Annotated in this window: 17 protein-coding genes; 8 read left to right on the top strand and 9 right to left on the bottom strand. The window is 68.4% G+C overall.

The features are described 5' to 3' along the window. Positions 1-39: 39 nt before the first annotated feature. Positions 40-3,774 carry an FAD-dependent oxidoreductase gene (locus ACJ8AN_RS36520; RefSeq protein ID WP_407760212.1) on the top strand — a complete coding sequence of 1,245 codons (3,735 nt, stop codon included), beginning with the start codon at positions 40-42 and terminating at the stop codon, positions 3,772-3,774. 67 nt (positions 3,775-3,841) lie between these two features. Here the strand turns inward: ACJ8AN_RS36520 and argB are convergent, their stop codons facing one another. Both argB and argC read right to left on the bottom strand, forming a co-directional pair. Next, entirely contained in the window at positions 3,842-4,690 is an 849-nt protein-coding gene (argB, locus tag ACJ8AN_RS36515) for an acetylglutamate kinase (protein ID WP_407760211.1), read from the bottom strand. Next, positions 4,687-5,751, bottom strand: coding sequence for an N-acetyl-gamma-glutamyl-phosphate reductase (argC, locus tag ACJ8AN_RS36510; RefSeq protein ID WP_407760210.1), 1,065 nt, complete (start codon positions 5,749-5,751; stop codon positions 4,687-4,689). The genes argB and argC overlap by 4 nt, the downstream gene beginning before the upstream one ends. Before the next feature lie 211 nt (positions 5,752-5,962). Here argC and ACJ8AN_RS36505 point away from each other — a divergent pair, with 211 nt between their 5' ends. Continuing rightward, positions 5,963-6,454, top strand: a complete 492-nt coding sequence (locus ACJ8AN_RS36505) for a GNAT family N-acetyltransferase (protein WP_407760209.1) — start codon at positions 5,963-5,965, stop codon at positions 6,452-6,454. 11 nt (positions 6,455-6,465) lie between these two features. Here ACJ8AN_RS36505 and ACJ8AN_RS36500 read toward each other — a convergent pair whose 3' ends face one another. Next, positions 6,466-7,059, bottom strand: a complete 594-nt coding sequence (locus ACJ8AN_RS36500) for a hypothetical protein (protein ID WP_407760208.1) — start codon at positions 7,057-7,059, stop codon at positions 6,466-6,468. Between the two features lie 169 nt (positions 7,060-7,228). On the opposite strand from ACJ8AN_RS36500, the gene ACJ8AN_RS36495 reads away from it, so the two are divergent. Then, complete coding sequence (locus ACJ8AN_RS36495; protein ID WP_407760207.1) at positions 7,229-7,462, top strand: hypothetical protein; 234 nt, start codon at positions 7,229-7,231, stop codon at positions 7,460-7,462. Positions 7,463-7,556: 94 nt separating this feature from the next. Then, positions 7,557-8,192: an endonuclease III domain-containing protein gene (gene nth / locus ACJ8AN_RS36490; protein WP_407760206.1), complete on the top strand. Its 636-nt coding sequence runs from the start codon at positions 7,557-7,559 to the stop codon at positions 8,190-8,192. A 63-nt stretch (positions 8,193-8,255) separates the two neighbouring features. Here the strand turns inward: nth and ACJ8AN_RS36485 are convergent, their stop codons facing one another. Then, positions 8,256-8,885 (bottom strand): hypothetical protein, encoded by a 630-nt coding sequence (locus ACJ8AN_RS36485; protein ID WP_407760205.1) that lies wholly within the window; start codon positions 8,883-8,885, stop codon positions 8,256-8,258. A gap of 270 nt (positions 8,886-9,155) precedes the next feature. Here ACJ8AN_RS36485 and ACJ8AN_RS36480 point away from each other — a divergent pair, with 270 nt between their 5' ends. Beyond that, entirely contained in the window at positions 9,156-9,743 is a 588-nt protein-coding gene (locus ACJ8AN_RS36480) for a GAF domain-containing protein (RefSeq protein WP_407760204.1), read from the top strand. 70 nt (positions 9,744-9,813) lie between these two features. Here ACJ8AN_RS36480 and ACJ8AN_RS36475 read toward each other — a convergent pair whose 3' ends face one another. The 5 genes from ACJ8AN_RS36475 to ACJ8AN_RS36455 all read right to left on the bottom strand — a co-directional run bounded on the left by ACJ8AN_RS36475 (position 9,814) and on the right by ACJ8AN_RS36455 (position 18,106). Next, on the bottom strand, positions 9,814-10,083 hold the full coding sequence (locus tag ACJ8AN_RS36475) for a hypothetical protein (protein ID WP_407760203.1): 270 nt from the start codon (positions 10,081-10,083) through the stop codon (positions 9,814-9,816). A gap of 26 nt (positions 10,084-10,109) precedes the next feature. Continuing rightward, the gene (locus ACJ8AN_RS36470; RefSeq protein WP_407760202.1) at positions 10,110-11,690 is read right to left on the bottom strand and encodes a reverse transcriptase family protein; all 1,581 of its coding nucleotides are present in this window, start codon (positions 11,688-11,690) and stop codon (positions 10,110-10,112) included. Positions 11,691-11,969: 279 nt separating this feature from the next. Continuing rightward, positions 11,970-13,616, bottom strand: coding sequence for an SWIM zinc finger family protein (locus ACJ8AN_RS36465; RefSeq protein WP_407760201.1), 1,647 nt, complete (start codon positions 13,614-13,616; stop codon positions 11,970-11,972). Then, positions 13,606-16,680 carry a hypothetical protein gene (locus tag ACJ8AN_RS36460; RefSeq protein WP_407760200.1) on the bottom strand — a complete coding sequence of 1,025 codons (3,075 nt, stop codon included), beginning with the start codon at positions 16,678-16,680 and terminating at the stop codon, positions 13,606-13,608. Before ACJ8AN_RS36460 ends, ACJ8AN_RS36465 begins: the two co-directional genes overlap by 11 nt. 1 nt (position 16,681) lies before the next feature. Next, on the bottom strand, positions 16,682-18,106 hold the full coding sequence (locus ACJ8AN_RS36455) for a WGR domain-containing protein (RefSeq protein WP_407760199.1): 1,425 nt from the start codon (positions 18,104-18,106) through the stop codon (positions 16,682-16,684). 131 nt (positions 18,107-18,237) lie between these two features. Here ACJ8AN_RS36455 and ACJ8AN_RS36450 point away from each other — a divergent pair, with 131 nt between their 5' ends. The 3 genes from ACJ8AN_RS36450 to ACJ8AN_RS36440 all read left to right on the top strand — a co-directional run bounded on the left by ACJ8AN_RS36450 (position 18,238) and on the right by ACJ8AN_RS36440 (position 20,462). Then, positions 18,238-18,363, top strand: a complete 126-nt coding sequence (locus ACJ8AN_RS36450; protein ID WP_407760198.1) for a hypothetical protein — start codon at positions 18,238-18,240, stop codon at positions 18,361-18,363. 9 nt (positions 18,364-18,372) lie between these two features. Further along, complete coding sequence (locus ACJ8AN_RS36445) at positions 18,373-19,140, top strand: hypothetical protein (protein ID WP_407760197.1); 768 nt, start codon at positions 18,373-18,375, stop codon at positions 19,138-19,140. Between the two features lie 260 nt (positions 19,141-19,400). Then, entirely contained in the window at positions 19,401-20,462 is a 1,062-nt protein-coding gene (locus ACJ8AN_RS36440; RefSeq protein WP_407760196.1) for a hypothetical protein, read from the top strand. The last annotated feature ends 5 nt before the right edge of the window (positions 20,463-20,467 follow it).

Below are 20,467 nucleotides of genomic sequence, written 5' to 3'. Positions count from 1 at the left end.
TCCCGGCAGCTGTGTTGCCGAGGACCGAGGAGGGCGTGGATGCGCAGCATCGGTGTCGCGGATGTCATTCGTCACATGCAGGTGCCCGAGGAGCCCGGGCTCTACGTGCTCGGGTGCTTCGAGCGGCGGGTGACCCTGCGCTCGCAGCAGGTGCGTGCGCTCAACCTCGTCCATGCGCTCCGCGAGACGGGACGCATCCGGCAGGACAGCCACGTGGCCGTGATTGGAGGTGGGGCCGCGGGAATGACGCTCGCGGCCGCGGCGGCCCGGCTCGGGTGCGCAGTGACGCTGTTGGAGAAGCAGGCACAACTGCTCCCCCTGTTTCGCGGCAACCACACCCGCTGGCTGCATCCCCACATCTACGACTGGCCGGAGGATGAGTCCCTGTCCGATGAGGCCGGTCTGCCATTGCTCTCCTGGAGGGCCGCACTGGCGGGGGAGGTCGCCCGTCAGCTCGACGCGGAGTGGGACCGGTTGCCCGAGCGCTCCCGCCTCCGGGTCGTCTGCGGTGTCCGCTCCGTGGACCTCCCCCCGGCGAAGGGCACGCCACGCCGTGTCGCGTGGAACACCGCATCTGCCTACGTCCCGGACGAGTTCGATGCCGTGGTGCTCGCCGTGGGCTTCGGGCTCGAGCGCGAGGTCGAGGGAATCGAGTGGCTGTCGTACTGGGATGATGACCGGCTGCACCAACCGCATCGCCGGGGCGGCAAGCTCCGGTATCTCATCTCTGGCTGCGGAGATGGCGGCTTGGTGGACCTCCTCCGGGTCAAGCTGAGCGACTTCCGCCATGAGAAGCTCGTCGAGGAGTTGCTGAGCGCTCCCGGGCTCGACACCGTCAAACAGGAGTTGCTGTCCATCGAGCAGGAGGCCCTCGCACGGCGGGCCCGGGGAGAAGGATCGTCGGAGTTCCTGGAGAAGCGGTACAGGAAGCTCCAGGTCCCCGCCGGGGTCGACAGCGCGCTCGAGAAGCGGCTGCGCGCGGACACGGAGGCCGTGCTCAACGGGCTCGAGGCGTCTCCCTTGACGCTCGATGCCTCCATCCTCAACCGCTTCCTGGTCTCGCGCCTGCTCTCCCAACCGTGGGGCGTTGGGTATCGGGCTGGCGAGTTCAAGCACATCCGGGCCGGAGAGCAGTACCAGGTCACGTTCAACACCGGGGAGCCCGAACTGTTCGACCACGTTGTCTGCCGCCATGGGCCTCGCCCGGGAGCGCTCGAAACGGGGTTCCGGGGTGTCTGGGAGAAATGCGGCCCCCTGCGCTCCCGGAGCGAGTTGGACCAGACGCGCTGGCCCATCTGGCCCGAGGGGTACTTCGATGCACCCGGGAGCCCTGAAGCGAGCCCTCCGGCTCCCGCGGGCACGCCACCCGAGGCGAAGCCCACGGCGGGGGAGCCCTTCATCGGCGTGCCGAGTGAAAGCCTGGGAGAGGGCTTCAAGGGGCGAGCGGAAGACCTGGAACGGCTGCACAAGTCGCTTCGCGGCTCTGGAGGCGTCGTGCTGACAGGCGTGTGGGCGGGACGGGTCTTCGCCCATGGAAGTGGAGGCATCGGGAAGTCACGCCTCGCCATCGAGTATGCATGGCGTCATCGCCAGGACTACCCGGGTGGAGTCTTCTTCGTGGTGGCCGAGGAGCACGCCCCCGGAGCCATCTGGGCCCAGCTCGCCCGCCAGTTCTTCCCGGATGCGTCGGAGCTCCAGGATGAGGAGGCGGCCCTCCGTTTCGCGAAATGGCTCGCGGAGCCGAAGCCGGGCCGGCGCCTCCTCGTCCTCGATGACATCCAGGCCCGCGCTCCCGAAGAGCTCATGACGCGGTTCGACAGGCAGATCCAGCGGGGAGTCGTCCTCTGGCCCCCTCCGCCCGAGCACGTGAGCCTCCTCATCACGACCCGGATGCGTGAATTCCCAGGGGCCCAGGGGCTCGAGATCAAGCAACTTGAGGACACCGCGGCGCTGGAGCTCCTGACCGACAAGGCGGGGCGTCTGACCCTCACCCACGACGAGCTGCCCGTGGCCAGGGACATCGCCGTGCGCATCCTGGGAGGACACCCGCTGGCGCTCTCCCTCGCGGGCGCCTATGTGCGCCGGCTGGGGCTCTCCTTCGCGGAGTATCGGGACGCGGTGAGCCGGAAGGGATTGACGGATCGGCTCGAAGCGGCGGCGAAGGAGGTGGGATACACCGTCAGGGACCATGAGCGTTCGATCGTCGCCACCTATGAGTTGAGCCGGCGGCAACTCGACCTGGACATGCCGGTCGATGCGCTGGCGTGGCGCTCGTTGCGGATGGCGGCGTTCCTGGCACCCAACGTCCCCATCGACCGGAAGCTCCTTCAGCGCCTGCTGAAACGAGAGAGCCTCGACGTCGACGTCGACATGGAAGAGCTCGGCCGAGCCCTGGCGCGACTGGAGAAGGACCTGTCACTGCTCGACCCGGTTCGTGATGAACAGGGGTGTACGAGTGACGTGAGGATCCACCCGCTCGTCGCCGACTACACCCGCTGGAGCATGATGGAGAGTGAACGCGAGCAGGTGCAGCGGCTCCTAATCGAAGCAATCGCGCGGCTCTTCCCTGCTCATCCTGGCGATTTCCCGTTGGTTCTGGGAAAGGACCCGCACCCCCAATGGGAACGGCTCACGGGAGAGCGGGCCTCCCATGCGGATGAGCTCTGGAGAACAACCCACGGACTCAGGACCTATGGCCGATACAAATTGGGACTGGGCCTGGGCGATCTGTACTTCTCCCGCGGGAGCTTGAGGGATGCGTCTCGCTTCTACCAAGCCGTGGTGGATTTCGCCGCCGCCTGGACAGACAAGGTTCCCGACGGTGTCTCTCCCCAGCGGGACGCCTCCGTGGGATTGAACAGGCTGGGAGATGTGCTGCGGCAGCAGGGCGCCTTGGATGAAGCCTGGAAGGTCTATGCGCAAAGCCTCGCCATCGCCGAGGAACTGGCGCCGAAGGAGCCCCAGAACATCATGCGGCAGCGCGATGTTTGGGTGGGACAGACCAAGCTGGGAGACGTGTTGAAGGACAAGGAAGACTGGGTCGAGGCTCGGAAGGCCTACGAGCGAAGCCTGAGCACCGCGAGGGAGTTGGTACGCAAGCAGCCCGGAAGCCCATTGAGGCAGCGGGACTTGTCGGTGAGCCTGGAGAACCTGGGAGACGTACTGAAGGCGCAGGGGGAACTGGACACGGCGCTGAAGACCTATCAGGAAAGTCTGTCCATCCTCGATGCGCTGCTACAGGCGGATCCGGGGAACGTGGACTGGCTACGAGATGTCTCGATCTGCCTGGAGAAGCTGGGACATTTCCTGAACGCCCAGGGGGATCTGGACGCGGCGTTGAATGCCTTCAAGAGAAGCCTGGCTATCTCCGAGGACGCGGCGAACAGAGAGCCCGATTACATCATGTGGTGGTACGACGTCTCGATTGGCCAGCTCAACGTGGGGCGCGTGCTGATGGCCCGGCGAGAATGGGGAGAAGCACGAAAGGCTCTCGAAACAAGCCTGAAGCTCGCGGAGGAGCTGACGTCGAAGGACCCCGAACATCTCGAGTGGCGGAAGACCTTGATCGAAGCCAGCGTGGAGTTCGCCGAGCTGCTCCTGCCAGGAACACCGGATGAACGTTCGCGCGCTCGGGCGCTGCTCGAACGCGCGAAGCACATGCTCAAGCAACTCGCGGCAACCTCACGGCTGACGTCCGAGCAGCGGAACCAGTTGCTGCCACGTATCGACCAGCTGCTGAGCCAATTGAACCCGCCCCCCACCACCTCGGGGTAGCCACCAGAAGCACACGCCCGCGCCCCGGTGCTTCCTTCGCACTCGGGGCACAGGCGGGTGAAGCCTATCAGCCGCGCAGGAACGCGGTGCCGTGGCTGCCGGCCTTCTCGGCCTCGCGCAGCACCGCGTCGTTGGGCGAGATGCCCACGATGTGGATGGCCTCGATGCCCTCCTCGAGCATCTCCAGGCTCTCCTCCACCTTGGGAATCATCCCTCCCTGGATGACGCCGGAGGCGATCTTCGCGCGGGCCTCGGCGGGCGTCAGCGTGGGCAGGCGCGTGGACGGGTCGTCCTTGTTCGCGAGCACGCCGGGCACGTTGGACACGAGGAACAGCTTGGCCGCCCCCAGCTTCGCCGCCACGCGCGTGGCCACCGTGTCCGCGTTGATGTTGAACACGTTGCCCTGGCCATCTCCCGACAGCGAGCCGAGCACCGGCACGAAGCCCGCGTCGGCGATCCGCTGAAAGGCCTCGGTGTTCACGCCGGTGACGTCGCCCACCAGTCCGAGGTCCACCGGATCCGGTCCCGCGCCGCTCATGACCTTCGGCGGCCGGCGCTTCGCCTCGATGAGCCCGGCGGACATGCCGGTGGTGCACAGCGCGGGCACGCCCGCGATGCGGAAGGCCGAGGCCACGTCCACGGACACCTGGCCCGCGAGCGTCATCTTCATCACCTCGAGGGTGGCCTCGTCGGTGTAGCGCCGGCCCGCCACCATCTTCGGCTGCAGGCCGAGCTTCTTCTGCAGCTCCGTGGCCTGGGGCCCGCCGCCGTGGATGACGGCCACGCGGATACCCGCGTCGAGGAAGGCGCGCACGGCGGCGCCCACGCTGGCGGCCAGCTTCGGCCTGTCCATGGCCAGCTCGCCGCCAATCTTCACGACGAACCAGCGCCCTCGGAAGTCCGAGAGCCCGCTCACGGCCACAGCCCCGGCTCGGCGAGGGTGAGGCGCTCGTCCCAGCCCATCATCAGGTTGAAGCTCTGGATGGACTGGCCCGCGCCACCCTTCACCAGGTTGTCGAGCGCGGAGAAGCACACCACGCGCCGCGTGTTGCCCGTCACCGGGCCGAGCGTGAAGCCCACCTCCACGTAGTTGCTGCCGGACACCCCCACCACCTCGGGCTGGCGGCCGCCGCCGACAACCCGGATGAAGGGCTCACTGCCGTAGGCGCTCTTCCACGCCGCGGTGAGCTGCTCCTGCGTGACGGAGGCGGGCACCTCGGCGAACGAGGTGGAGAAGATGCCGCGCGGCAGCGGCGCCGACACCGGCACGAACTCCAGCGACATGTCCTCCTTGCCGCCCGCGTGGCGCAGCGTCTGGAGGATCTCCGGGATGTGCTGGTGCTCGAGCGGCTTGTACGTGCGCAGGTTCGCCGCGCGCAGCGGGTGGTGCGTCGTAATCTGCGGATTGGCGCCGCTGCCCGAGGAGCCCGTGGCGGCCACGGTGTGGATGGGGCCGGTGAGCAGGCCCGCCTTCGCCAGCGGCATCAGGCCGAGCGCGATGGTGGTGGCGAAGCAGCCGGGGCTGGCGAGGTAGCGCGCCTTGCGGATGGCCTCGCGGTTGAGCTCGGGCATGCCGTAGGTGAAGGTGCCGTCGGTGAGCATCTGCGGCGCCGGGTGGTCCACGCCGTAGTACTTCGCGTACGAGGCCGCGTCGCGCAGGCGGAAGTCGCCCGACAGGTCCACGATGCGCACGCCCGAGTCGATGATGTCCATCACCACCTTGGCGGTGGTCTTGTGGGGCATGGCCAGGAACACCACGTCCGCGCCGGCCACGGCCTGGGCGGGGGGCATCTCCTGGAAGGTGAGCTCGGTGAGCCCGGCGAGGTTGAAGTGGACGTCGCCCACCTTCTTGCCGATGTTGTCCACCGCGGTGATGCGCACCACCTCCACGTTCGGGTGGAAGAGGAGCCGGCGGAGGATTTCCGCTCCGCCGTAACCGGTACCGCCGATGAGGACTGCCTTGACCTTGTTGGCCATGTGCGATGTCTCCGGGAGGGACTTCCCGGGCGGGTGTATAGGGGCTCCCCGGCGGGGAAATCCACCACACCGCGACGCTGACGCAGCGGGCCATGCGGCCCTGTCTCCTCCCCTACACGCGCTCGCGCCGGTGTCACTCCCCGTATGGGCCCGCGCGCCGTCCGAGACAGCACTGGCCTCGAGGCGGCCGCTGTGGAACCGTGCCGCCACCATGAGCACGGAACTGAAGCTGCGCCCCATCGAGCCGCGGGACGACGCGGCGGTGGCGGCGATCATCCGCGAGGTGATGCCGGAGTTCGGAGCGGACGGGCCGGGGTTCGCCATCCATGACCCCGAGGTGAATGGCATGAGCGCGGCCTACTCGCGCCCGGGCCGGGCCTACTGGGTGGTGGAGGACGAGACGGGCCGGGTGGTGGGCGGAGGCGGCATCGCGCCGCTGGACGGAGACGTGCCGGGCGTGTGCGAGCTGCGGAAGATGTACTTCCTCCCCGAGGCGCGCGGACGCGGCGCGGGCGAGCGCATGCTGCGCCAGTGCCTGGCCTTCGCACGCGAGGCGGGCTACCGCATCTGCTACCTGGAGACGCTCGCGGGGATGGAGCAGGCGCAGAAGCTCTACCGCCGCCTGGGCTTCCAGCCGCTGCCGCGCCCCATGGGGGCCACCGGCCACTTCGGCTGCGACCGCTGGTTCGCGCTCGACCTGTGAGCTGAGACACCTCAACCCCGGGTCGCCGAGGCACCCCGCAAGCGGCGGCAGAGCGCGGACGCCGCGAGGAAGCCGTGGCTGAAGCCCTTGCGGAAGACGCTCGTGTAGAGGCGGCCCACCCCGGGAACGGCGGCGATCATGTCGCCCAGGCTCCACATCTCCTCGTGGGCATGCACGAGCGGCTTCACGTCCCCACCCGACACGGCGGAGCTCACGAGGGTGAAGTCGTAGACGAGGATGGTCCGGAGTGGATAGGTGTAGAGCCAGCTGAACTGCTTGAGGTTCATCACCCCGTCGACGATGGCGCGGCCCCCGGTGCCGCCCTCCTCCAGCTGGACGTTGAGCTGGAAGATGTCGAAGTCGAAGGAGAACATGCAGTGGAAGCCCGCCGCGCCGCGCCGATACGTCTCTCGGCCCTCGCCCTGCTGCCAGGGGTCCGTGAAGCGGACGTGCTCGGCCAGGTACGGCAGGAGTTCCTCATCCAGGACGTGGGAGGGCACGCGGGTGTCGTAGAGCAGCTCGGTCAACCACCGGAAACGCTCCTCCAGCTGCCGGATGAGTACCCGGTCTCCTTCTTGGACGAACGCCCGCTCTCCATTGCTCATGGGAATAAAGGTAGACATCGCCGAGCACCGGGACACCGAATCGCCAATCCCAGGTATGGCGAGCGGCACTTCCACCGTCCGTCCGCCTGCCCGCCCCTCGGAGCGGCAGAGTCCAGGAGCCAACTCCCCCCGGTCATCCCCATCTTCTCCGGGAAAGGGAGGTGCCCGAATGGCACAGGACCAGGACAGGAAGAACGTGCAGGCCGATGACAAGGAGAAGCTGCACCCGAAGGTCGACTCGGGTGACGTCTCGGGCCAGGGCCGCGAGCGCCGGGACGACGAGGAGTATCCCAAGCAGCGCAACGCGGGCGAGTTCGGCACGCACGGTGGCCCGAACAAGGGCGGCAAGGAAGACGCGAGAAAGGTTCATGCCCCGGGTAGTTCCAAGGCGGGCTCCCAGTAGTCTCCGGGCTCCGGCGAGCCGGAGCGGACGGACGGCCCGCGAGGCCCCGGAAGCGCCTCCCCGCGCGGACAAGGAACCCTTCGAGATCGACAGGGTGCTGGCGCGGGTGCGCGAGTCCATCCGGGGTTTCGCGGACGCCGCCATGTTCGAGCTGGCGGAGCGGGGCCACGCGAGCCTCTTCGAGCAACTGGTGGGCTGCATCCTGTCCATCCGCACGCGCGATGAGGTGACGCTGCCGGTGGCGCTGCGGCTGCTCACGCGGGCCCGTACACCCGAGGCCCTGCGCGCGCTGGGCCCCGAGCGCATCGACGCGCTCATCCGCCCGGTGACGTTCCACGAGCCCAAGGCGCGCACGCTCCACGCGCTCGCGGTGCGGACGGTGGAGGAGCTCGGCGGCGAGCTGCCGGCCGACGCGCAGGTGCTCCAGTCCTTCAAGGGCGTGGGGCCCAAGTGCGCGCACCTGGCGCTGGGCGTCGCCTGCGGGCAGGAGCGCATCAGCGTGGACATCCACGTGCACCGGGTGACGAACCGCTGGGGCTACGTGCGGGCGCGCACGCCCGAGCAGACACTGGCCGCGCTGGAGGAAAAGCTTCCCCGCGAGCACTGGGTGGAGCTCAACCGGCTGCTGGTGCCCTTCGGCAAGCACGTGTGCACGGGTACGGCGCCGAAGTGCTCCACGTGCCCCGTGCTGTCCATGTGCCGGCAGGTGGGCGTGCGCCAGCCGCGCTGAGCCGCGCCGGACACTCAGCGGTCCAGCGCGAGCACCTGCGAGTGCGCGAGGCCCTACCCGCCCCTACTGCACGGAGGACGGGGCCCGGAACACCTCGCCGTCGTGGCCCTCGAGCACGAGGCTCGCGTCGTTCTTGGGCGTCACGCGCAGGGTGGCCCGGGGCTGGCCCAGGCGATCCACCAACAGCAGCCCGGGCGAGCCGTGCTCGTCGGCGCCGAGGATGGCCCGCGGGCGCCCGTCCCCGTCCGCGAGCTCCAGGCGCGAGGAGCCATCCGCCATCATCGCCACGGTGAAGAACTCGGTGCCGCCGTTGTTGCCGAGCACCAGGCGCGGGGCCTCGTTCGCGTACACGGTGAGCTCCGCGAGCATGGCACCCTGGGCGGTGGCGAAGCGCAGCCGGGGCGAGCCGCTGGAGTCCACGCCCAGCAGGGCCCGGGGCCGGCCCTCGGTGTCGTGCAGCACCAGGCCGCCCTCGCCCCCTTCCGTGGCGGAGAGCGTGGCGCGGGTGCGGCCCTTCGCGTCCCGCAGGGTCAACCGCGAGGCCACCAGCTCCCCACCCTCCGCGGGCGTGCCCGGGCGCAGCACGGCCACCCCCACCCCCAGCACCCCGAGCGCGAGCGCGGCGAACGTGACGGACTGCAGGCGGCGGCAGCGGCGCTCCAGCCGCTCCAGGCGCGTGTCCAGGCTATCCATCCCGAGAGACCTCCAGATCCGGGCCCACCGGCCGGCACCGGCGCCCCCGAGGCTAACCGAGCCGGCCCTCGGATGGGGGCCGGTGCACGGGGGACCTGTGCGGGGAGGTTCACTCCCGGAAAACATGAAATTGCGGACGAACTAGGAAAATCCAGCGAGGCTTGACAGTCCGGCCCTTCTTGCTGTTCAATGAACTCATGAGTCGCTAGGAAGGCGACTGAGTCTGATTATTCTGGGTTTCCACCCGGACCCCTCGGAACGGAGGATGCGATGTCCCTCGAAGCATTCACGAAGGTGACCGAGGCCTCGAAGCTGCTCGTGGAGCAGGGGTTCACGTCCAAGGCGGTCCTGTCGGCCATCGAGATGGTGGGCAAGGCCATCGGCGTGGACCGGGCGGTGGTGTACGAGAACACCCTGGCGACGATGCCGGGCCGCCGGCAGGCGCCGATGCGTCACGTCTGGGGCGTGGCCCCGATGACGCCGCTGCTGCAGACGTTCCCGCTGAAGGATCAGATGGCCGGCTGGGTGGAGGTGCTCTCGCGCGGCCAGCCCGTCTGGGAGCTGGTGCGCAACATCCCGGGCCCGCTGCACGTGAACCTGGAGGCGCAGGGCGTGAAGTCGGTGCTCCTCAGCCCCATCAACGTGGGCAACCTCAACGGCCAGTGGTGGGGCTTCCTGCGGCTGGACGACTGCCAGAACGAGCGCCGCTGGTCCTCGGACGAGCTGGCCATCGTCCGCACCCTGTCGCGCTCGCTGTCGAACGCGCTGCGCCAGGATCTGCGCCGCGAGTCGCTCGCCCAGACGCGCATGGAGCTCGAGGCGATGATGCTGCGCTGCGCGGCCTCGGGCACGCGCTAATCCATTTCGCTGTCCCCTCCAAGAAGGCCTGGAACCGCGTGGGTCGCGGTCTCCGGGCCGTCGTCTTTTCTCAGCGGCGATCGCGGTGCAGCTCGGCGAGCACCTGGCGCAGGTACCACGCCTCGGACTTGCCCGGGTGGCGCTCCCGGATGCGGGCCAGGTGACGCGCGAGGGACTGCTCGGCCTCGGCGCGCGGCAGGTGGACGCTGCGCAGGTATTGGTCCTTCAGGCGGCCGACCTCGTTGCCGGCCAGCAGCCAGTAGACGACTCCGAGCGCCAGCAGCGCTCCAAGCACCAGGACGATGAGGTCCCCGGTGGCGACTTCTCCGTTCACGTTCACGGCCGGACCCTAACGCGAGTCCCGGCTCAGAACAGCTTCCACCACTTCTTCTTCGGAGGCTCGGCGGGCTTCTGCTCGCTCCCCGGGCTGGCGGCGGGAGCCACGGGCGGGGCGGCCGGAGCCTGCGCCGGAGCCACGGAGGACACGGACGCGGAGCCGGTGGCCACGGGGGCCGCCTTCGCGCGGGGGGGAGCGGTGGGACGGCGGCCGTAGCGCGCCTCGAGGGCCCGGGCCTTCTGCTGCAGCGCCTTGCCCTTCACCGGGTCCACCATGGCCACGTAGTTCGCGTAGCCCACGGCCGAGGCGATGACGTCCCCGCCCTGCCCCCACCGCTTGCCCTCGGGTCCGCTCTTCTCGAGCTGGTGCAGCAGGGCGCGGAAGCGCTTGAGCGTTTGGCGATCCACGCCGAGCTTGTCGTTGACGACGACGCCCGTCACCTCCTGCTGCCGGCCCCGGCGCAGCACGCGCGTCTTGTCGGGGTGCGGGGTGAAGTCCTCCTGGCCCACCACCCAGCGCACGAAGCGCAGCAGCTCGCCGGCGTCGTGCGGCCCCGGCCCATGGGCGGAGAACGTGAGGTCATCCGCGTAGCGCGTGTAGACGAAGCCCAGCTTGCGCGCCGCGCCCGCCAGCCGTCTGTCCAACCGCCGGCAAAGGAGGTTCGTCAGCGCGGGCGAGGTGGGCGCGCCCTGGGGCAGCCGCCGCCCACCCTGGGTGACGTAGAAGCGCTGCCCGTCCAGCTCCACCTCTTCCACGTCCGGCTCGGTGCACAACAACGCGAGCACCGTGGCGGTGGCCTCGCTGTAGCCCAGCCGCGCGAAGACGCCCTTCACCCGCGGGTAGCGCACCGAGGGGAAGAAGTCCTTCAAGTCCAGGTTCACCACCACGCCCGAGCCCACGTGTGGCCGCGCGTTGGTGACGATGGAGCGCCCGGCACGGAAGCCATGCGCCGCCTCGTGCACGGGCACCTTCTCGAGGATGTTCTCCAGCACCCACGCCTGCGCGGCCTTGAGCCGGGGCATGGGCGCGGAGATGAGCCGGGTGCCGCCCGTCTTCTTGGGCAGCAGGAAGCGCACGTAGTTCGTCGTGGTGGACGCGGTGCGCGTGAAGCACAGCGCCCGGAGCTTCCCCACGCTCAGCCCCAGCGCTCCCGCCAGCACCTCCGGCGTGGCCAGCACCGGCAATCCCAGACGCGAAAGCCTCGCCTCGTCCGGGGTGCGCTCGCTCAGGCCGCCGGACACGCCCCGGCCGAGGAAGAGCAGCTCCCCGCCCTTGCGCTCCTTCCAGGCCGCGGCCCGCGCCAGCCGCTCGCGCTCGCGCCGCTCCTTCGTCTCCTGCTGCTTGCGCCGGCTCTCCTCCAGCCGCCGCTTGCGCAGCTCGCGCTTCAGCGCCTCCAGGTTGCCCAGGCGGCTCTGCTCGGTGGCGAGCGCGCGGATTTCCCCCAGCAGCTCGTTGCGCCGGTGCAGCACGTCCACGGGGTCCCCGGGGATGCCACTGCGCGCGGGCCAGAAGCCCAGGCGCACCATCTCCTCGAGGATGACCTCCTCCTTGGAGGTGGCGCGGATGCGGTCGTACAGCTCCTGCCGGTTGCGAGGGGGCTGAGAGGACATGGTCGCTCTAGAGAGGCAGGGAGGGTCCGTCCACGCGGCGGTCAGAGAGCACCTTCGTACTGCTCTCGGGACTGGACCGTCTCAACTCAAGCGGTGCCCCCTCCCTGTGGCGCGCTGGACCTACGAGGTCGACAACGCTGCCGCCACAGGGAGGGAGGCACCGCACAGTAAAGAGCGGGCCAGTGAAGCATGACAGGCCATGAGGCATGGACGGCGAAACACCGTCCGGATTGCAAGGTACTGCCCCCTGACCGCCGCGTGCGCGGACCCTCTCCGCGCTCATGTGCGAGACACCCGTGAGTGCTGGAGCCGCAACGCGAGCAGGTGCTCGCACGGCCCCCGGAACAACTTGTTCTGCTGGAAGAAGTTGCACGTGCACTCGCCGAAAACCATACGCTGGTCCGCGTCGAGCCGCAAAGTGGGACGCAGCACCTTGTCCCCTTGGCGCACCGTGCCGCTCAGCTCCACCGAGCCGTCCGCGGGCGACACCCGCGCCTTCACCACCACCGCCCCCGCGTCCAGGAAGCGCGAGGCACGCTCCTCGCGCTCGTTGGCGAAGCGCAGCTTGTCCATGGGCAGGGGCTCACGGCTCAGCTCGCGCGCCCGGTACACGCCCTTGTTCAAATCCCAGATGGCCCGCCCCGCCTGCGTCCACGCCGACAGCGCGCCGAGCACCGTGCCGCGCTCCAGCCCCAGCTTCGCGGCCAGGGCCTCGGGCTTCGCGGACCACGTCTCCTTGAGGGCGTCGAACACGCGGCGGCGGGTGAAGTCGTCCACCTGCCCGCGCGGCGCCATCAGGTCGAAGTTGCCCGCGGTGGCCCAGTCATTGGCCGTCCACCCGGACAGGCCCAGCGTGAAGGACAGGTCCCCCAGGTCCGCCACGTAGAAGGACGGCAGCCCCGAGCCCAGCAGGTGCACGGTGAAGCGCCGGGCCACGGGAATCAGCCGCTCGAGCACGCCCAGGCGCCGGCGGCCCCACACGCGAAGGTCGTGCGAGCCCTCGCCCTCGAACACCGAGCGCCGGCACACCACCTCCGTGCCCCACGGCTCGAAGATGACCTTGACGGGCTGCCCCGGCGCCAGCACGTAGCGCATGGAGCGCGGCCCCTTCTTCTCCTTGTGACGCTTGAGCACGAAGAGGAAGTTGTGCACGTCCATGGGGTGCAGCGTGAAGCGCACCGCCGGCAGCGCCATCGCCGAGTTCACCTGGAGGAAGCCGCGCACCCACGAGTCCGGGAGGTCGATCTTCACCTCCTTGTACGCCGCGTCCGTGCCCGTCTTCGTGGTGAAGCCGCTCGGGTCCACCTCGAAGCGCGTGCGCTTGTAGGAGCGGATCTTCTGGAACTCGTCGTAGAGCGGCGTCGAGTAGTCGATGTTGGTGGTGCCGCAGGAGAACTCGCCGACGTTCTGGAACACCTCGTAGCTGGCGCCGAGCCGTCCATAGCTGGATTCGTCCTGGCTGAAGCACTCGAAGAAGCACTCGTCCGGGTGGACGGTGATGACCGGGTCGAACACGAACCACATGTCCCGGTTCTTCTCGTAGAGGTATTGGAAGTAGCGCGCGCGCGCCGAGTGGAAGCCGCTCATCCGCCGGGCGCTGTCCGTATCCAGCGCCTGGAGCTCCTCGCGCAGGGCCTTGAGGCGGCTGACCACCGACTGCTTCTGCGCGGCGATGGCCGCCAGGTCCACCTGCTCCTGCTGCGCGGCCCAGGCCTTGTAGGCCGTCTTGTCCTTGGGCTTGAAGCGCAGGTCCGACACCACCACGTCGTGGAGCGCGGAGATGGCCTCGCGGAAGGCCACGTTCTGGCGCAGCTCGCCGGAGAAGAAGGTGGGCTCGCGCTTGAGGTCCGGCGCGAAGGACAGCTCGGTGCTGTCGCCCCGGTTTTGCACCGTGGTGCTGCCCGCGTAGGAGTACTCAAACTGCACGGCGGACCTCCACCGGACGGATGTGGAAGGGAATGGGAATGGCCGGCTGCGCCCTGGCGATGGCCACCATGGCCTCCAGCGCCGCGGCCCGGTGCTCTATAGCGATGGTGGCTGACATCCGGTGCAGCACCTCCATGGCCACGCGGCCATTGGCCTCGGTGCCCCGGCCCTCGCGCTGGAGGAAGCCCAGCACCCGCTGGCGCGCGACGCGGCCCTTGTTCACCTGGCTCAGCACCCGGATGAAGTACGGCACCAGCTGCTCCACCAGCGCCGGTTTGCCACTGGCGAAGCGCTCCAGGTAGTTGGTGGCAAAGAGCTGCACCGCGGGCGAGGGGTGCTCGGACAGGCGCACCAGCAGCGTGGGCCCGTCCTCCTCGCGGAACGAGCGCGTGAGCAGCTCCCGCCCGAAGGCCTGCACGTCCTTGCGCACGCTGTCCGCCACGGAGACGAGCACCTCCAACGAGAAGTCCTCCGGGGTGAAGCGCTCGCGGAAGTAGCGGAAGCCGAAGGCGCGGGTGTCGTCCCAACGCGCGTCGAGCATCCCCACCGCCGTGGCCAGCTCCGCGCGCACCTCGGGCACATGGGCCTCCAGCCAGCGCCAGGCCCACTCGCGCACCGCGAGCACGTCCAGCCCGGCGAGCTTCACCGCGCGCGCCACATCCACCGTCAGCACCGTGCCATGGCGCTCGAGCAACGCCGCGCCCACCGTCTGCGCATCGGCGTCCTCGGAGTCGAGCAGCCGCCACGCCGTCTCCACCGGCAACGCGGCCAGCGCGGGCGCGAGCTCTCCGGACAGGAGCGCGGCCACATGGGCAGGTACGCCCTCGGGCAGGCGGCGGCGCAGCAGCGCGGCCAGCAGGGCCTCCACCACCCGCTCTCCCGCCGAGGGGCTCGCGGCCATGAGCCTCCCGAGCAACGGGCGCACCGCGGCGCGCACGTCCGGCACGCGGCTGGTGGCCAGGCGCGTGAGGAGCGCCTCCTGGGCGAGCAACGTGGCCTCGGTCTCGGAGAGGAGCACGAGCAGCCGCAGGCCCAGGGCCCGGAGCGGCGCGTGCTCGGACTGCACCAGCAGGAGGAGCAATTCCTCCGGCACGGGCTCGCCGCGCAAGTCCCAGCGCAGGAGCAGCTCACCGCCCAATTCCTGCACCTCGGGCAGCGGGTGGGTGAGCAGGTCGCGCACCACCTCCAGCCCCATGGCCCGGGGCGAGGGCCCCAGCGCGGCGAGCACCACGCGGGCCACGTCCGAGGCGATGGGCGCGTCCTCCGGCGTCTTCAGCGACAGCAGCGCCGCCACCAACCGGCCCACGAGCGCCTGCATCGCCTGCGCGGAGAGGACGGAGCCGCGCACGAGGGTGTGGGCATAGGCGCGGGTGTCCGAGTGCGGCGCGGTGGCCAGGCCCGCGAGGAAGCCGGAGTCCTCGAGAAGGGAGTGGCGCACCTCGTCCATCCAGCGGAAGGCCTGCTGACGGGCGGGGGCGTACGAGGAGCGGGCCACCGCGAGCAGCAGGGCCCGGGGCTCACGCCGCGCGTCCAGCCGCTGCGAGGCCAGCTCGAAGCCGAGGCGCGCGGTGGACTCGTAGGGGCGCTCGAGCAGCATGGCCACCGCGTCCACGTCCAGCCGCGCGAGGAAGTCCGGGCAGGCGCGCAGCGCGCGGGAGGCGAAGTCGTGCACCGGGGCGCAGCGGCTCTCGTCGAGCAGGTGCAGCAGTCCCGCCGGAGTGCGCTCCCACAGCCGGGGGAAGGCCTCCTCGCGGACCTCGGGCGCCCGCGCTCCGGGCCGGTACGCGCCCTTGCAAGCGAAGGCGAGCGCGTTCTCATAGGGCTCGTAGCGCGGGCTCTGCCGGTAGAGGAGCTGGTTGAAGGCCCAGTAGGGCCACCACGCGTCCCATTGCTTCTGGTAGCTGCCATAGCCGGAGGTGTGCACGGGGCAGGCGTCCGCGTCGCTGAAGGCGAGCAGCACGCCCACCGCCATCTTCACGAAGTCCGGGCTCTCCAGCTCGCCCAGGCGGCGCAGCGTGCGCCACACCCGGCGCCGCAGGTACTGGCGCGTGTCGCGGGTGTAACCGCGCGGCCGGCTGGCTCCGAGCGGGCGCTCCTTCTCGTAGCGCCAGGCGATGAGGCCGAACACCTCGCCGTCGTACCGGTACTCGGCGGCCTTGAAGAGGTGGCGCAGCACGCGCACCGAGCGCAGGGTGAAGGGCAGCGAGCGCAGCACCCGCAGGAGCGCGGGCCGCACCGTCTCCGAGTCCACCAGGTACAGGGGCTCGAGGACATCGGCCGCGTCCTCCTTCCCGGAGGCGAGGTGCGCATCGAGCGCCTTGCCGAAGGCCTCCGCGTCCGAGCCCCGGGCCGGCTCGCGCAGCGCGGGGGGCAGCTTCGCCAGCACGTCCCGGCGGAAGTCGGCGCGGGTGGACTCGTCGGACAGTTGCAGCAACGCCTCGGTGGCGATGCGGCGCACCATGTCCGGCGTGGAGGCGTCCCCATACAGCCGGCCGAGCGCGGACACGGACTTCTCCGAGCCCACGCGGCCCAGGGCGGCGGCGACGCAGTACGCACGCAGGGGCGTGGCCCGCTCGAGCAGGGGCAGCAACAGGGGCTCGGCGGCGCGCAGGCGCAGCTCGCCCACGCGCCAGATGACGCGCTCCAGGGCCCGGGGCTGGGCGCGCACGTTGGCGCGGCGGAACCACTGCCGGGCGGTGGCCTCCTGCTGGAGCTGCTCCAGGAGGGTGCGCTCGCGGGGCGAGGTATCCGACAGGGCCTCCACGGTGAGAGGCGGCGGCGCGGGCGCGCGGGGCGTGGGAGGCGACACCGGAGTCCCGGGCGCACCGCCGCGCAGGTAGCCCGAGTCCAGCTTGGACTGGACGAGCTTGTCGAAGACGCGTTTGGCCTCGGCCTGGGGCACGGGCACGGGCGTCTTCGAGCCGTCCTTGAGCGCGGTGCCCCTCCGGCCGTAGCGGAAGTTCACCACGCACTGGCCGGGGGAGACCTCCAGGAGGTCCACCTCGTACACCTTGTCGCTCTTCCCCTCCTGGAAGAGCAGCGTCACCTGCTCGAGCAGTTTCACGTCAGCTCACCAGCCTGCGGATGTCGCCATGGGCGCGGTAGAAGCCACCGCGCGCGGACTCGTGGACGCCCTCCACCACGTAGCGGCTGCCCGCCTGGCGGATGTCCTTGGGGAATTGCACGTACCACTCGGGGCGGTAGCCGGGGGACACCACGCGCACGCGCACGTGGGGGCCGTCCTGGTAGCACTCGACGATGACGCCCTTGCCCGCCTCGCGCGTGGTCTCCACGGTGCTGGTGGGCACGGCGGCCATGGGCGCGGGCGCCTTGATGTCGCGTGCCTTGGGCAGCGAGCCGGACTGCGCGGCCTGGATGGCCTTCTCGCTCGCGTCGATGCAGCCGAGCACGCCCTCGGTGGTGACGAGGTAGAGCCGGTCCTGGAAGAACTGCATGGAGAAGGCCGAGCCGCACCCGGTGGACAGCTTCCACAGCCGCTGGCCCTTGTCGTTGAAGCAGTAGACGCTGGACATGTTGTCGCCGGCGAAGACGTACCGGCCGTCATCCACGGCGGCGCAGGAGAACACGGCGGCATCGCACTGCATGATGGGCCCCACGTCGCCCTTCTTGGTGAAGCGGTGGACGAAGCCCAGGTTGGTGCAGGCGTAGAGCGAGGACTCCTCCTGCCAGCCGAACATGACGTTGCCCTGGGTGGGGCGGTGCCAGATTTCGCGGCCGTCCTCCCAGTCGTACATGGTCACGCCGCGCGCGTGGCCGTGGTACATGCCGAGCTCGTCGCAGCGCACCATCCACCCGTGGGTGCCGACGCTCTGCTTCTCCCACTGGGACTCGTCCTCGTGGTTGATGGCGGTGAGCTTGCCGCCCGCGTCGGACACGCCGAGGACACCGTCCTTGATGTCCAGCCAGTAGATGTCCAGGTCGTCGGAGATGTTGTACGCCACGCGCGGCACCTTGCCGCCTAGGTCGTAGACGCGGCCGTCGTCGCACCCGGCGTAGAGCCAGCGGTCATCGGCGACGATGCACTTCACCCCATCGAGGAGGCGGAACTGGGAGAGGGTGCGGCCCTCGTGGTCCACCGAGTAGATGGAGCCGCTCTCATTGCCGACCCAGCAGCGCGAGTCGTCCACGAAGACGCCGAAGGCGCGGTCGCCCGAGTTGAACTTCCACAGGAGCGGGGCCTGGGTGGCGTTGGAGCGGCCGCTGGTGATTTCGCGGCGGGTGACGGAGCGCTTCGTGCGAGCGCCCAGGACGGCGGGGGCGTAGCCCTTGCGGACCTTCTCGTTGATCTTCTTCCGGGCCTCGGCGAGGGCCTTATCGGGAGTGGGGAACTGGGAGACCTGGGTCTGGCCCTTGTCGCCGATGCGGCCGTAGCGAACGGTGAGGGAGTTGCCCTCGACCTTCACCTCGTAGAACTTGTGCGAGCCGCCTCCGTCTTCCGACAGCTCCAGGTACGTCCGCTCCTCGGCCATGCTCAGGTCCCCCTGCCAACGCAGTACGTGCAGAGTAGTCCGAGCCGCTGACATCGTGGAAGCCTTGACTCCGGACCAGCCCGGACAAGATGATTTTCACGCTGACGGTATCGACGGCCGGAGGAGACGGCGTGCTCACCAAGTCTTGCTGGCTGCTCGTGCTGCCACTGCTGGTGAGTGCCCTCGGTTGCGCAAGCACCAACCCCGATGTCCGGGTGCGGCTCTCTGGATTGATTCCACTACTGTTCGAGGAGTAGAAGCGACGCATGCGCTATTTGGGGTTGACGGCTCTTGTACTTGTGGCTTGCGCGACTGAACAACAGGGCTCATCCGCTCTGGCACGGAGAGATGCCATCTACGCGGCGAACCGAGCGCTCAATGAAGGAACCTACCGTAGTCGTGATGGCTTTCAGTCGACGCGCTGGGGAATGACGCGCGATGAAGTGGCATCGCTCTATCCTGCAGCCGAGTCTTTGCCACGAGGGGATCTTGCCCTCTCGATGAACGTCGCTGAGCATCCAGCGCGGGTGGTTTTCCTCTTTACGAAGGGACGCTTGGGTGTAGTTCACATCCGTTTTACGCAATTTGAAGATATTCGCATAGAACACAAAGCGCTCGCTGAACTGCTGACAACGAAATACGGAATCCCGTCAGAAGATGTTGATACAGCACAAGAAGCTGCGGAGCGTGTTGGCCAACATCGCCTCGCAGCCGATCTCGTGTGGTCGAGCGCCAAAATCAATGAAGCGCTTTCTGGGGCCCCAGCGGATACGTACAAGCAGTCTCGCATTGATGCATCTGCAGAACGAGCAGAGGCTGAGGCTCAACAGCAGGCCATCAGTGCCCAGAGTGATTTCATTCTGCAAAAGAAATGGGAAACTTCAGAAACAGGAATCAACCTCTTCGGGCGCCGCATCCCTGATGAGGACATGCTGTTTATTGATTATGAAAGCATAATGCTGGCGCCAAGGCTGCACCAAGAACTGGAAATGGAGCGCCTGGAGCACAAGAAAGAGCAGGCTAAAGACCTGTAGGCGCCTCTGCCTTGGCGGCTGTCACATGGATTTCCATCGGCTAACACTACCCGGTCACTTCCTGAGAGCCGCCATGGAATTACGAGGCGAAATCCTCCTCGGAGGGCGCGCGAAGTGAACGAGTAGCATTAGGGTGGGACGTGAGACCCAGACTCCACCGGGCCGGGCGCACGCAAGCAGAGTGCAGTCACCTCCTCCGTTCTTTCCCCTACGTATTCGTATCTTGAATCCATGACCTTGATGGAAGAGGATCACGGGTCATGGATACCAACGACAGCCTGCTCGGACACTTGGCCTCTCGTCTCAGCGCTCATCCCGAGAATGTGGCCACGGAAGCACTCGCGTTCATCCTGCGCCGAAACGAGTACCTGCGACAGGCGGTCCTGCGCTTTTTGGAGAGGCTGGGCGTTCCGCCGCCTCAGGTGGTTTCCTTCTCGGCGCAGCAAAGCGAAGAAAACGCCGCACGTCCGGATCTGCGTGGCGCCGACAAAAGCGGAGCTCCGGTTTTGTTCATCGAAGCAAAGTTCTGGGCGGGGCTGACCGATAACCAGCCGGTGACGTACCTTAACGCGCTCCCGCCTGATAAGCCCACGGCACTGCTTGTCATCGTACCGGAAGCACGACGCCAGTTGCTGTGGAGAGAACTCCTGCTGCGATGTAAGGACGGGCTCCTCGGTGCCACCACCGCATTCGGGCATGAGCGGCAGTCCGTTTCGCAAGTCGGTTCGAACAAGTTTCTGGCTATTGCCGCATGGAAGCCGTTCCTGGAGAGTCTCCAGAGCGCAGCCCTCTCGCAGGGGGATCACGTTTCCGCAGAGAACCTGAACCAGCTATTGGGGCTATGCACACGTGAGGATACGACGGCGTTCCTGCCGCTGCGCCAGGAAGAGCTGTCAGCTGGCATCGGCCAGCGTATCTACCAGTTTGGAGCACTCATCGAAGAAGTCAGTGAAGCCGCCGTTGCGCAAAATGTTTGCGCCAGGGGAACGAGTGGCGGCAGCAAAATGTCCTACTGGCGTACAGTTCGAATTGCTGGGCATGACTTCTACCTCTATTTGAGTCCCTGGCGCTGGCACACTATTGCCGAAACGCCTTTCTGGCTGGAATTCCCCAACAAGCCAGACGCCTGGCCTGACCTCCTACGTGCCTTGCAACCTCTTGCATTGAAGTCGCCACCGATGCTCCTACGAGATCCGAGCTGGCGGGACACTCCTGTCATTCCCCTCTACCCGAGATTGGGTGTGGAACATCATGAGGTCATCCAAGGACTGGTAGATACACTCCGCTACGTCAGAGACTTGGTTTCAGCGAAGTCACCCTGACAAGG

Source organism: Archangium sp., assembly GCF_045802675.1.
Lineage (GTDB): Bacteria > Myxococcota > Myxococcia > Myxococcales > Myxococcaceae > Archangium.
The sequence above is the reverse complement of the archived record's forward strand: the minus strand, read 5'-3'. Positions and strand labels throughout refer to the sequence as shown.

What these genes read in the sequence shown, in the direction of transcription:
- ACJ8AN_RS36500 (WP_407760208.1), bottom strand. Translation starts at nt 7,059, where the DNA reads ATGAGCAATGGAGAGCGGGCGTTCGTCCAAGAAGGAGACCGGGTACTC.
- ACJ8AN_RS36485 (WP_407760205.1), bottom strand. Translation starts at nt 8,885, where the DNA reads ATGGATAGCCTGGACACGCGCCTGGAGCGGCTGGAGCGCCGCTGCCGC.
- ACJ8AN_RS36470 (WP_407760202.1), bottom strand. Translation starts at nt 11,690, where the DNA reads ATGTCCTCTCAGCCCCCTCGCAACCGGCAGGAGCTGTACGACCGCATC.
- ACJ8AN_RS36495 (WP_407760207.1), top strand. Translation starts at nt 7,229, where the DNA reads ATGGCACAGGACCAGGACAGGAAGAACGTGCAGGCCGATGACAAGGAG.
- ACJ8AN_RS36480 (WP_407760204.1), top strand. Translation starts at nt 9,156, where the DNA reads ATGTCCCTCGAAGCATTCACGAAGGTGACCGAGGCCTCGAAGCTGCTC.
- ACJ8AN_RS36440 (WP_407760196.1), top strand. Translation starts at nt 19,401, where the DNA reads ATGGATACCAACGACAGCCTGCTCGGACACTTGGCCTCTCGTCTCAGC.
- argC (WP_407760210.1), bottom strand. Translation starts at nt 5,751, where the DNA reads ATGGCCAACAAGGTCAAGGCAGTCCTCATCGGCGGTACCGGTTACGGC.
- ACJ8AN_RS36505 (WP_407760209.1), top strand. Translation starts at nt 5,963, where the DNA reads ATGAGCACGGAACTGAAGCTGCGCCCCATCGAGCCGCGGGACGACGCG.
- ACJ8AN_RS36445 (WP_407760197.1), top strand. Translation starts at nt 18,373, where the DNA reads ATGCGCTATTTGGGGTTGACGGCTCTTGTACTTGTGGCTTGCGCGACT.
- ACJ8AN_RS36455 (WP_407760199.1), bottom strand. Translation starts at nt 18,106, where the DNA reads ATGGCCGAGGAGCGGACGTACCTGGAGCTGTCGGAAGACGGAGGCGGC.
- ACJ8AN_RS36520 (WP_407760212.1), top strand. Translation starts at nt 40, where the DNA reads ATGCGCAGCATCGGTGTCGCGGATGTCATTCGTCACATGCAGGTGCCC.